The 12239-nt window shown below is 66.1% G+C and carries 12 protein-coding genes; all 12 read left to right on the top strand.

Annotation, left to right across the window (positions count from 1 at the left end; translation table 11 throughout):
• The first annotated feature begins 54 nt into the window (after positions 1 to 54).
• Entirely contained in the window at positions 55 to 483 is a 429-nt protein-coding gene (locus JC607_RS06995; protein ID WP_198836224.1) for a gp436 family protein, read from the top strand.
• Positions 483 to 920, top strand: a complete 438-nt coding sequence (locus tag JC607_RS06990; RefSeq protein WP_198836223.1) for a hypothetical protein — start codon at positions 483 to 485, stop codon at positions 918 to 920. The genes JC607_RS06995 and JC607_RS06990 overlap by 1 nt, the downstream gene beginning before the upstream one ends.
• Positions 917 to 1114: a hypothetical protein gene (locus JC607_RS06985; RefSeq protein WP_198836222.1), complete on the top strand. Its 198-nt coding sequence runs from the start codon at positions 917 to 919 to the stop codon at positions 1112 to 1114. Before JC607_RS06990 ends, JC607_RS06985 begins: the two co-directional genes overlap by 4 nt.
• Before the next feature lie 2 nt (positions 1115 to 1116).
• On the top strand, positions 1117 to 2058 hold the full coding sequence (locus tag JC607_RS06980; RefSeq protein ID WP_198836221.1) for a phage tail tube protein: 942 nt from the start codon (positions 1117 to 1119) through the stop codon (positions 2056 to 2058).
• Positions 2059 to 2082: 24 nt separating this feature from the next.
• A complete protein-coding gene (locus tag JC607_RS06975) occupies positions 2083 to 2421 on the top strand; it encodes a hypothetical protein (RefSeq protein ID WP_198836220.1) in 339 nt (112 codons plus the stop codon).
• Between the two features lie 86 nt (positions 2422 to 2507).
• Positions 2508 to 2777, top strand: coding sequence for a DUF1799 domain-containing protein (locus tag JC607_RS06970; RefSeq protein ID WP_198836219.1), 270 nt, complete (start codon positions 2508 to 2510; stop codon positions 2775 to 2777).
• Entirely contained in the window at positions 2770 to 5631 is a 2862-nt protein-coding gene (locus tag JC607_RS06965; protein WP_198836218.1) for a phage tail length tape measure family protein, read from the top strand. Before JC607_RS06970 ends, JC607_RS06965 begins: the two co-directional genes overlap by 8 nt.
• Positions 5631 to 6290, top strand: coding sequence for a hypothetical protein (locus tag JC607_RS06960; RefSeq protein ID WP_198836217.1), 660 nt, complete (start codon positions 5631 to 5633; stop codon positions 6288 to 6290). Before JC607_RS06965 ends, JC607_RS06960 begins: the two co-directional genes overlap by 1 nt.
• A 2-nt stretch (positions 6291 to 6292) precedes the next feature.
• Positions 6293 to 6991 (top strand): hypothetical protein, encoded by a 699-nt coding sequence (locus JC607_RS06955; RefSeq protein WP_198836216.1) that lies wholly within the window; start codon positions 6293 to 6295, stop codon positions 6989 to 6991.
• Positions 6988 to 7395 carry a hypothetical protein gene (locus tag JC607_RS06950; protein ID WP_198836215.1) on the top strand — a complete coding sequence of 136 codons (408 nt, stop codon included), beginning with the start codon at positions 6988 to 6990 and terminating at the stop codon, positions 7393 to 7395. The genes JC607_RS06955 and JC607_RS06950 overlap by 4 nt, the downstream gene beginning before the upstream one ends.
• Positions 7392 to 11402: a phage tail protein gene (locus JC607_RS06945; protein ID WP_198836214.1), complete on the top strand. Its 4011-nt coding sequence runs from the start codon at positions 7392 to 7394 to the stop codon at positions 11400 to 11402. The genes JC607_RS06950 and JC607_RS06945 overlap by 4 nt, the downstream gene beginning before the upstream one ends.
• Positions 11402 to 11929, top strand: a complete 528-nt coding sequence (locus JC607_RS06940) for a hypothetical protein (RefSeq protein WP_198836213.1) — start codon at positions 11402 to 11404, stop codon at positions 11927 to 11929. The genes JC607_RS06945 and JC607_RS06940 overlap by 1 nt, the downstream gene beginning before the upstream one ends.
• The last annotated feature ends 310 nt before the right edge of the window (positions 11930 to 12239 follow it).

Below are 12239 nucleotides of genomic sequence, written 5' to 3'. Positions count from 1 at the left end.
CCCGGCAGCCAGGGGGGAGGATCGCCCCCCATCCCGTTTTCATCCGAGGCCCACATGTCTTACGCCACCGTGCAAAACCTGATCGATCGCTATGGCGAGCACCTGCTTGTCATGCTGACGGATCACGCCGATCCGCCTTCAGGCGTGATCGACGGGGCGACTGTGGCGCGCGCGCTGAATGGGGCCGACGATCTGATCAACGGCTTTCTGGGCGCCTATCAGCTGCCGCTGACAGCCGTGCCGGAACTTGTGACCAAGCTCGCCGAGGTGATCGCGATCTATGATCTGCACGTCACCTCGCCCGAGGAGAAGATCCAGAAAGATTACGACAATGCCCTGAAGCGCCTGGCCGAGATCTCGAAAGGGACCATCCAGCTGAAGGATGCTGCCGGCATTGAGCCGGCGGCGCCGCAGGGCTCCGGGGTGCAGATCACCGATCGGGAGCGCGCTTTCACGCCTGAGTCCATGACAGGCTTCATCTGATGGATGCCGAAGCCATCATAGCCCGCCTGAAGGATCAGGTGCCGGGGCTGCGCCAGGTGGGCGTGGCCGCCGATCTGGATGCGGTCCTGAAAGGGGGGCCTGCAAACACCCATACCGGGGCATCGGCCTTCATCATCGCCACGGCAGAGCGCGGCGGGCAGCCGCAGCTTGCTGCCGGCTCCTATCGCCAGCCCCTGCATGAGACGATCTCGATCGTGATTCTGGTGCGCGAGATTTCGAACCGGAAGGGCGACAAGCCGGCCGTCGAGCTCGAGGGGCTGAAGAAGGCGGTGCGCGAGGCCATTGCCGGCTGGAAGCCCGAGGGCGCCTTCGGCCCCTATGCGCTCGTCCTCGGAACCATCGTTGCCTTCCGGCCCGGCACCCTCGCCTGGGCCTTCGAGTTCACCGCCGCTGACCAGATCAGGATTTCAACATGAGTGACACCGCCCCGCTGCCCGTCTCGGGCGGCTCTTACATCCGCGACCCCGAGACCGGCGCGCTCACGCTGGCAGATATGACCCAGGCAACGGTGGTCTCCGAAGTGGCGCCGGTCGAACTGACCGAGCCTGCGAAACCCGCCGTTAAAGGGGCCGTTAAACCCGCCTCTAAACCCGCAAGCCAGGAGGACTGATCATGGCAAATTGGGACATGCAGGCCTTGATGGCCAAGATCGAAACCACCTATGGCACGGACTCGGTGCCGACCGGGACGGTCAATGCGGTTCTCGGCCAGAATGTGCGTTACACGCCGATGGAGGCCACCGAGGTCAAGCGTCAGCATGCGCGCCCCTTTCAGGGCAACCGGCCCTCGATGCTGGTGGGCAAGCAGGCGAGGATCACCTTTGAGGTCGAGGCAAAGGCCTCCGGCACCGCCGGCACGCCGCCTGCCTATGGCGTGTTTTTGCGCTGCTGCAAATGTGCCGAGGTGATCGTGCCGACGACTTCGGTCACCTATAACGGGATCTCCGGCAACGGTGACAGCTGCTCGATCTATTTCAATGTCGATGGCACGCTCTACAAGATCATCGGCGCGCGCGGCACCTTCCAGTATAAGCTGAACGCGGATGGCATCGTGGTGATCGAATTCACCATGACCGGTCTCTTCACGTTGCCGGTAAGCCAGGCGTTGCCGGCGGTGACCTATGGGTCGCAGATGACCGAGATCCCGCAGGTGGCCGTGACCGAGAATGTGCCGACCTTCTCGATTGGCGCCTTCGCTGCGGCAGCCTTGCGGAATTTCACCTTCAACAAGGCCAATGAGGTCAAATATCGCGGGCTGATCGGGCGTCGCCAGATCATTCTGCCGACCTGTGCCGAGGCGGTGGAGTTCCAGATCGAGGCTGAGCCGCTCGCCACTTTCAACCCCTTTGCCATCGCGGATTCGGAAGCACCGCAGGCGATCAGCCTCGTGCATGGCTTAGGCGCCGGCAAGGTTGTGACCCTGACGATGCCCTCGGTCCAGATCCTCAACCCGGGCGATCTGGCCAATGTCGACAGCGTGGTCGAGACCCAGCTGCGCGGCTCCGTCCTGCCGACAGGCAACGGCAACAATCAGTTCACCCTCGCTTTCACCTGATCCCCGCATCCTGAGGAGTTCCCGATGCTTAAAGTTATCCGCAACCCTGAATTTCTCGTGCCGGTCACGGTGCTGACCCCTGCCGATGGTGGCCAGTCCGAGGGGCGGTTCAAGGCCCGGTTCCGCGCGCTCACGAAGTCCGAGCTCGAGGCGCATGAAATGGTGACGGGCGATGGTGCCACTGCTTTCCTGCGCGAGGTGGTGCAGGGCTGGGAAGGGCTGGTTGATGACGAGAATGCCGCCTTCGAGTTCAGCGATCCCAATTTCAACGCGCTGCTCGAACTGCCGCATTTCCGGGTCGCGATGATCAAAGCCTATTTCGACAATACCTCGGGCATCAAGGCCGCGAAGCGGGGAAACTGACCGGCCTCGGCAAGCGGTGGGCGCGGGGCGACAGTACCTCGGCCCGCAATCAGGCCCGCGCCCGCGCGCAGGCCGGGGCCGAGGCGATGGGGCTGACGCTCGAGGCGGCCGAGCCCGCAGCGGTGGAAATCTGGGCGGAACATCTGCCGGCATGGGAGGCCTGGTGCGCGATCTCGGGCCAGTGGCGCACCGCCCCGCTCAGCACGATGGAGCAGGCGAAGGTGATTTTCCTCGGCCTGGATTATGCCGCCGCCCGTCATGGCCTGGACCTCGCGGAGGTCCGGGTCTCGCCTGAAATCTGGGATGATGTCCGGTCGATCGAGGCCGGCGCGATCGAGGAACTGAACCGTGGCTAATGGCGAACTCCGCGTCTCTTTGCTTTTCGAAGCCAATCACGGCGCCGCGAAGGCGGCCGTGGTGGAGATGCAGGGGGCAACCGACGATTTGAATGCCGCCATGCGCGAGGCCGGCGGTGCGGCCGGTACCGCTGCCGATGGTGCCGCCGAATGGGGCAGCGTCGTTCAGATGGTGCGGGCCCAGTTGCAGCCCATGGTGGCCGAGGCGGATGCGCTTTCGGCCGGCATGCAGCAACTGGCGGTGGCGGAGGAGATGGGCGCGCTCACGGCCCGGGAGGCCGCGCTCGCCCATGATCTGCTCACCCGGCAGATGACGGATCTTCAGGGCCGGATGGATGCGGCCGGCGTAACAATGGACGGCAGCACCGCCGCCACCGCGCGTTATGACACGGCCTTGCAGCAGCTGATCAATGGCTCGACCGGGGTCAGCCGGGCTGAAGAAAAGAGTATCGCGGAGCATATTCGTCACGGACATTCGCTGGACCAGCTGCGCGCGCGGTTTGACCCGGTATTCGCGGCGCAGCGGCAATATGAGCTCCTGCTTCTCGACATCGCAGATGCCGAGCGCCAGGGCGCAATCACTGCGCAGATCGCGGGAGAGGCGCGCACCCGCGCAAGTCAGGCCCTCGCGACTGCATCGGTGCAGGTGACCCAGATGGGGGCCTCTTCCGGCGCTGCCGCGAGCTACGTCGCCAATCTGGGCTACCAGCTCAACGATATCGGCATGATGCTGTCGATGGGCCAGAGCCCCTTCATGCTGATGATGCAGCAAGGCCCGCAGGTCGTGCAGGTCTTTGGCCAGATGCGCGCGGCGGGCATGCAGATCGGGCCAGCCATCGCGAGTGCCTTTACGTCGATGCTCAACCCGCTTTCCTTCGCCACCATGGCGGTGATCGGCTTCGGCGCAGCGGCGCTGCAATGGTTCACCGGCGCGGGCGAAAAGGCAAAGAGCCTTGAGGACGCGATCAGCGAACTGGAAAGCCGGGTCCGGTCTTACCGATCGGCAGTCGATGATGTGCTGACCCCGATGGGGGAACTGCGCAAGGAATGGGGCGCCCAGGCCGGGGAGATCCGCGAGCTTAGCCAGGCGATGATGCTGCTTGAGCGTGTCCGTGCTCTGAAGGCGCTTTCGGAAGGTGTCGCATCGATCAGGTCTGAATTCTCGGGGCTGAAAGGCGATCTGGAAACCATTGCCAATATGGAGGCCTCGGTCGCATCGGCCCGGCAGGCCGTTGATCTCGGCGTCAGAGGCCCAGAAGCAGTTATCAACGCGCTGGAACAACAGAAAGGCATCATCGAGGGGATCCGGGAAGAATACGGGCTGACCGTCGATCAGGCGAAACAGCTTCAGGCGGCGCTTGATGGGCTTGGAGCCGCGAAGGGGCCGCAGGAAACCAGCGCCGCCCTCGGGCAGGTGCGCGAAGTTTTGACTGCCATTCTGTCCCGGGGTGGCGAATTCCCCGCGAGCTTCCTTGCGGCTGCCGAGCAAATTCTTGGCGCCGAAGAGGCAGCGCGCCTTCTCTCCCGATCGCTGGAGACGGGCGCCGGCAGTGCGCAGTCCCTCGCCCGGGTGGATATGGCCTCAGGGATCGCTGCGGCTGGCAGGCAGGCCCGCATTCTTGCGGCAGACCTCGGGGTCTCGCTTGGTGTTGCGCTTCAGTTGCAGAACATCAACGGCTCTGCCGATCCTGCAAAGGTAACACCGAAGCCACGCATCGGCTTTGGCCCGGGTGTCGGTCGGGCGCCCGATCCGGTCTATGGCGGTGTGCCGGTGCTTGGCTTTGGCCCGAATTCAGGCTCACCGCGCCCGGTCACCCGGGATCCGCGCTTCAATCCGGAAGGCGGTCCAGGCCAGGTTTTCACCGATGATGTGCCGGGCGCTGGCAGGGGTGGGGCTGGTGGCGGTGCCAAAGAGGCAGATGAAGTTGCCGAGGCGCTTAAACGTCAGCGTCAAGCGCTGGAAGATCTGAAGGTCTCGGAACAACAGCAGATCGCGATGATGCTGGAGACCGATCCGGTGCAGCGCGAGATCCTGCGCAATCACGAAGCCCTGAAGGGGGTTGTGGGTGAGGAGCGCGAGGAAGTCGAGAAGCTGATCGCCGAGCGCATGCGGCTTGAGGAGGTCAAATCGCGCATCGAGGAGATCGGGCGCGCGGGCGAGAGTGCCTTCGTCGGGCTGGTGACCGGCGCGCACAGCTTCCGCGATGCGATCTCAATGCTGATCGGTAAACTTGCGGAAATGGCCGCATCCGCCGCCTGGGATTCGCTCTGGGGCGGGATTGGTGGCGGTCTTTTCAGCGGCCTCTTCGGGGGCGGCGGAGGCTCGACCGGCGATACCGGGATCTTCGGTCTTGGAATGCCGATGGCCGATGGTGGCATGGTTATGGGGCCGGGTGGTCCGCGCGATGACAAGGTCGCGGCATGGCTGTCGAATGGCGAATATGTCGTCAATGCGAGCGCCACGGCGCAACACCTGCCGCTGATCGAGGCGATGAACTCGGGCGCCAGCATGGCGGATCTGGCGGCGATCATCGGCGGCGCGCGCCCGGCCTGGCCGGCATTCGCGGATGGCGGGCTTTTCGGATCGGTCAATGGCAGCGCGGCGCCTTCGGGCTGGGGCCTGTCAGGATCGCGCGCCGGTGGCGGCATGTCCGGCGGCATGGGCATGACCAGGGTCTCGGTCGATGTCCGGGCCTATTTCGACGACCGCGAGGGCAAGATGATGGCCGAGGTGCAGCGGGTTTCGCAGGAGGTGGCGGTCGCGACCACCACGGAAGGGCTCGAGACCTTCTCCGCCCATCATCTGCCGGCGCGCATAGCCGAGATCGATGCCAATCCAAGGATCTATGGCTGATGCCGGTTTACACTTTCCCCCTGACGCTGGCGCAGTTTTTCGACCTGCTGCCGATTGGCTCGGTGCGGTTTGAGCCGACCGAGAATCTCGAGATCTCCGAGACCACTGACGGCGTTCTGCTGGTCGCCGATATCGGGGTGTCGCTCTGGCAGGGCACCTTCATCCTCTCGGATGTGATGCATGAGGAAGCACTGGAGATCTCGCCGCTGATCAATCTTCTGCGCCGGGCCGGTGCGAGCTTTCTGGTCACCGATCCGCGTCGTCCCTGGCCGCGCCGCGACCCGGGCGGAGCGCTGCTCTCGGGCTATGCCCCGAAGCTGATCGGCGTGGCCGCGAACCGCCGCGAGATCAATATCAGGGGTCTGCCGCCGGGCTATCAGCTGTCGCGTGGTGATCTTGTATCGTTCACCTATGGCGCCGGGCCGCTGCGCTACGGGTTGCATGAGCTGATGGCGCCGGTGGCCGCGAATTCTATGGGCAACACGCCGCTGGTCGAGGTTTCCCCGCCGCTGCGGCCGGGGGTGCTGGCTGATGCCGACCTCACCTTCGTCAATCCGGTCTGCAAGGCAATGCTTACCCCCAAAACCGCCGATCTCGGCGCCTCTGTCGAAACCGTCACCAGCGAGATGTCGATCCGCTGGATGCAGACCCTGGGCTGATCATGCGTACCTATACCGCCCCCGAACTCTCCCATCTGCAATTGCGCGAGGGCGTCCGTGCGCGCCTGCTGGTCTGGATCCGGGCAAAGCGCCGCGATACTGGTGCCATCGAGCCGTCCGGGTTCTGGAACGGCGATGATGCCCAGACCTTCACCATCGGGGGCGTCGAGCGCAGCTATCGGGCGGCCGGCGCGCTTCTGGGCATGGACGATATCACCTTCGAGATAGGGCTCTCGGTGCGCAGGCTCTCGATCTGGCTCGCCACTGCCAACGCCGAGGTGGTGAATGCCGCGCAGGGCTATGATCTGCGCCTTGCGCCGATCGAGGTGCATCGGGTGATGGCCGACCCGATGTCGCACCTGGCGATAGCCCCGCCGCGCCGGATCTGGAAAGGGCTGGTTGATGGCGCCGCCCGCGTGACGCCTGCCAAAGGCATGATCGGGGGGCGGATCACGATTGTCGCCGCCTCGGCCGCCATGGCTCTGACGCGCGGCCTGCCGCAGCGCTATTCCGACGAGGCCATGCGCAAGCGCGGCAATGATGACCGTCTGTTCCGCTACGCGGATGTCTCGGGCAAAGTGCCGGTCTATTGGGGCGAGGAGCGCCATGTTGCCGCGAGCGCGGCGCCGGGCGGCAGCGGATCCGGCGCGCTTGGGGGCGCGTTGGGCCGCAGCACCAGCAGGGACGGCGGCACCCGATGACCCGGCATCCCGAGTGGCGCGCGCGCCTGACCGCCTTCATCGCAGAGCATAGCAGAACCGCTTACCGGCCGGGGCGGCATGACTGCATCCTCTTTGCCGGCGGTGCCCGTCTGGCCGTGCGCGGCGAGGATCTGACCGGGCCTTATATCGGGCGTTACAGGACCATTGCAGGCGGGCTTAAACTCCTGCGCACCCTTGGACATGCCGACCATGTATCGGCCATCACCGGCGGGCTGGAGCAAATCCCGGTCGCCTATGCGCAGGTCGGTGATCTGGTCGAGCTCGAGGGCGAAGACGGGCTCGCGGCGATGGGCGTGGTCGGTGGCGAGCATATCTATGCCCTGACCCCGCGCGGCGCCGGCCTCGTGCTTCTGACTTCGGCGCGGAGGGCCTGGCGTCAATGACCCGCTTCGCAACCCTTCTGGTCGCCTGTCTGCTGTTCGCAGGCCCGGCCCATGCCGGCCCGGTGGCGGCTGCCATCAGCATGATCGGCACCTGGATCGGGAATGTCCTGGCCGCTGGTGGCTTCGGGGCCTTTCTGTTGCGTACCGGCGCCTCCATCGCGCTGTCGATGCTGGCCATGGCGCTTGGCAAGAGGAAGTTCTCCCCGACCGGCATCAAGACCGAGACGACCACCTCGGGCGGCACCACGCCGCAGAAGTTCCTGCTCGGGCTTACCGCAACCGGCGGTCAGCTGATCGCGCCGCCGATGAGCCATGGCACCGCCGGCGGCCTGTCCAATGTCTATCTGAACTACATCATTGCCCTGTCGGTGGTGCCGGGCTGCACCTTGCGCCGGGTCATCATCGACGACAAATGGGTGCCGCTCGGAGATGAGTCCCCGTCTGGCTGGGGGCGTGCTGCCATCGGGCATTATGCCGGACATGCCTGGATCGATTACCGCGATGGCCGCCAGACCACGGCGCATCCGGGCTTTCTCCCGACCTATGCCAATGATCCTGACCGCCCCTGGTCGGCGGATATGGTTGGCCCCGGCACCTGCTATGCGACCACCTATTTCTTCTATTCGCGCGAGCGGTTCAACGGCCTGCCGCAGATCCGCTTCGAGATGATGGGGATCCCGGTCTACGATCCGCGCGCCGACAGCACGGTCGGAGGCTCCGGACCGCAGCGCTGGAGCAATCCCGCCACCTGGACCCAGAGCGCCAATCCGGCGCTGCTGATCTACAATATCATGCGCGGCATCGATGTCGGGGCGGGCCTCCGCTGGGGCGGCGAATGCGAGCCCGAGGATCTGCCGCCCGACACCTGGTTCGCGGCGATGAATGCCTGCGATCTCGCGATCCCTGACGGCGCGGGCGGCACTGTGCCGCAATATCGCGGCGGCATCGAAGTGGCGCTCGATGACGAGCCGGCCGCGATCATTGAAGAGCTCCTGAAGGCGGCCTGCGCCCAGATGTCCGAGATCGGCGGCATCTGGAAGATCCGCGTCGGCGGGCCGAGCCTGCCATCCTATTTCCTGACAGATGACGCGGTGCTGGTCAGCGATGAGAGCCAATATGATCCGTTCCCGTCGCTGGCGGATACCTGGAACGGGATCTCCTGCACCTATCCCGACCCCGAAAGCCGCTGGGAATCGAAAGAGGCCCCGCCGCGCTACAATGCCGCCTGGGAGGCCGAAGATGGCGGCCGCCGTCTGGTCGCGGATCTGCGTCTGCCCGCCTGTCCTTACCCTGAACAGGTGCAGCGGGTCATGGCGGCCAGCATCGCCGACCACCGTCGCATGCGCCAGCACCGCATCGGGATCGGGCCAGAGGCGGCTGTGCTGGAACCGCTCGACAGCATCGGCTGGACCTCGACGCGCTATGGCTACACCGCCAAGGTGTTCGAGGTGGCCCGGGTCACCGATATCCTGATGAACCTCAATCAGGGCCTGCATCTGCGCGAGCGTGACGCCGGCGATTTCGACTGGTCGCCCTCGCGGCTGATCCCCTGGAGCCCGCCCGCCATCATCACCACGCCGCCACCGCCTCAGACCGTGCCGGGTCTCGCGGCAGTCGCTTCGGTGATCACGGATGCAGGCTCGACCGCGCGCCGGCCTGCGATCACCCTGACCTGGAACGCGGCAGGCGTAAGCGATGCGCGCGGCATTCTCTGGGAGGCAAGGCTCGCGAGTGAGACCGCAGCCAGCCTCTCGGGGAGCTATAACAATGTCAGCTCAGGCGCGTTGCGGCTGGTGGCCGGGCTCTTGCCGGCCACGGCATATCGGGTGCGCGCGCGCCCGATCCTTGACCGGGCCACGGTCTGGAGCGGCTGGATCGCGGTCGTGACGCCGGATGTCCGGATCGGCAATGCCGATCTGACCACCGATGTCGTGGCGGCGATGGAGGACACGCTCGAGGCCTCGGGCCTCGCGGCCGCCGCGCGCGACGCCGCAGCGCTTCATGAATCCGCTGCGATCCTCGCGCGCAATGCCGCGCAGGCTTCCCAGGCCGGGGCGCTGTCATCCGAGATCGCCGCGCGCTCTTCCGAGACCGCCGCCGCCGGGTCTGCCGGATCCGCCGCCGCCAGCGGCGCGCTGGCGACCACCGGGGCGACCGAGGCCGGCGGCTATGCCGCTCAGGCGCTGGATTACCGCAACACCGCCGCGCGTCTGACCGGCGGTGGTGTCAGCAAAAACCCGGTCTTCGCCCTCTGGTCAGGATCGGCGCCGCAGGAGATGCAGGTGGTCCTCGGCACCGGCAATGCGATCAGCCGGATCACGACAGGGGTGCGCTACAGCTCGGCCCTCCAGGCCTATTGCGGCGGCACCACCGATGGCCCGATGGTCCGGCTGAACAGGAGCATCAACACGCTTGACTGCGCGGTCTCGCCTGCCGGCATCCTGATCCGGGCCGAGATTGAATATATTGGCGGCAACCTCGCGAACAGCGGCGCCTGCCTGCGCGCGCTCTGGATCGACACCGCGACCCGCGCCGAAGTGCGGATGCTGAAGGACTATATTGTCGCGAGCACCGGTCAGGTCCAGGTGGTCGAGATCTATATCCCGCGCCCGGCTGCCGCCGTCCCGGGCAGTGCGACAAACTTTGCGCTGGATTTCTTCGCCGGATCGACGCTGGGCGGCGCTCCGCGCGCCAGTGCGACCTTCCGGCTGCACCGGCTGGATTTCGAGGAGGTGCTGGCCAACAGCCAGACCTCGATCTACCAGCGTGCCGTCGCGGATCTGGCCGGCATCCAGTCCGCCGTGATTGGCCTGCGCGCGGTCGCAGGATCGGGCGGCGCGGTGCTCGAGCTGGTCGCGACATCGGGTCCGACCGGCTCTGCCTCGCTGGCGCGGATCTCGGCCGATAATATCCTGCTTCAGGGCACGGTGACGGCCGATTATCTCAATGTGAACTGGCTGGTCGGTGGCCGGATCTCGGCCAGCTATCTTGATGTCGACAGCCTGCTCACCATCCTGCCGGGCGCCGGTCTCAGCTATGGCAAATCCTCGGTTGCCTCGGATGAGACGGACGGGATCTATTTCGGCCATGATGGCGGCCGTTTCGGTCTGGCGGCCAGCCGCACCAATGCCGGCAAGCGTCAGTCCCTGAAGCTCGCGAGCTCGACCGGCCTGCAGATCCTCAATGCCCGGCATTTCGTCTCGGGTGACGCGGTGCCATCCCAGACGATCTACACCGCCTCGACCGCCGGCATCATCAATGTGCCTGCGGGCACCAGCCGCATGAGTTTTGATCTGGTGGGCGGCGGAGGCGGCGGCGGTTCAAGGCAGGTCAGCGGCGGCCAGTCGACCTGGGGCTATCCCGGCGGCGCGACCACTCTTTACGTCTATGACGGCGCCACGCTCAGACACAGCTTTGTCTCGGCCGGGGGGCAGGAGGGGCGGGGTCTCAACAGCAATGGCGGCACGGTCTCGACCCATGGCGCGGCCTGGGGCAGCGGCGGCAAGGGAGGCCTGAGCGGCATCGGCGGAGTTCCGTCCCAGGGCGGCTGGGCTGCGGCTGCGGTTGTCACCGACTGGATCGATCTGAGCGGCTATGCCTCGCCCCGGATCAGGGTCGTCGTCGGGGCCGGTGGCCTGCCCGGGGCCGGCGGCGCCGGCTGGAATTCCGGGGATCCGGGAACGCCGGGCCGGGTGGTCATGTCCGATAGCGCCGCGCGGGATGTGAAGGCCGATGTGCTGCCGCTGGAGCCGACCGCGCCAGGCTCCTTTGTCACTGCGGGAAGCGGCAGTTTTCCGAATCTCGGCGCGGGGCTCTGGATCCTGCACCGCAACACCGGCACGACCGGCCTTGGCCTTGGCTATGTGACGCTCTCGCCCGGCACTGTGGTGCGGGCCTATCAGGACGGCTCCTCGACGCTGATCAGCAGCCAGACCCCGACCTATACGGGCGGCGATGCCGGGCTCACGGTCTTTTACGCCTTCTATGCGATGGGGAACTGGGGCTGATGCGGATCTGGTATGACCCGGCGGATGGCCGAATTCTTTGCACGCTGACGGGCACGCCCGACCTGCCGGGCGAGTATATCGAGACCGGTCTGACGGCGGAGGATCTGGGCGATCTTACCGGCTGGGCGGTGATCGGCGGTGAACTGGTCCGGATCTCGCTCGAGCCGCTGCGCCAGGAGGCCCGGGTCGCGCTGACCGCCGCCATCACCCGCGCCCGCGCCGGGCTGATCACCGCGCTGCCGGGGCAGGATATGATCTATCTCGCCAAAGAGGCCGAGGCGCGCGCCTGGGTCGCGGCCACGGATCCCGATCTCGCGACTTTCCCGCTGCTCTCGGCCGAGACCGGGATCACCGCGCCGGACCCGGATCAGCTGGCGCAGCTCTGGCTCAATATGGCCGATCTCTGGCGATCTGCCGCCGCCGGCCTCGAGGCGCTGCGCCTCTCGACCCAGGCCGCCATCGCCGCCGCCGGGAGCCCCGAAGACATCACGGCGGCCCTGGCCGCCCTTACCCCACAGGAGAGCTGACTTGCCGCAACATGCCACCCTTCAGATCCAGCCGAAGATCTGGACCCGCAGGCCGCGCTGGCAGTTCTGGGCCTGACCCGCACCGAAAGCACCTGATCTGATTGCTGCCGGCCCCGGCCGGCGGCAGGGCCTCAAGGGAGGCCAGAGGGGGCAGCAACCCCCTCTGACACGGGGAACACCGCTAAGCACCCCCGCCGACCAGCTCATGCTTTTGGCCGCTCCAACCCTTTTGGATCTATTAGATCAGAATCAATGACGAATCGGCGAGATGACTCTACCACCGGTTTATTGGATGCTGGTTTGGGAGGTT

The organism is Paracoccus sp. IB05 (assembly GCF_016405985.1).
Classification (GTDB): Bacteria; Pseudomonadota; Alphaproteobacteria; order Rhodobacterales; family Rhodobacteraceae; genus Pseudogemmobacter.
Note: the sequence above shows the minus strand (reverse complement) of the source record. Positions and strands in the feature narration are given on the sequence as shown.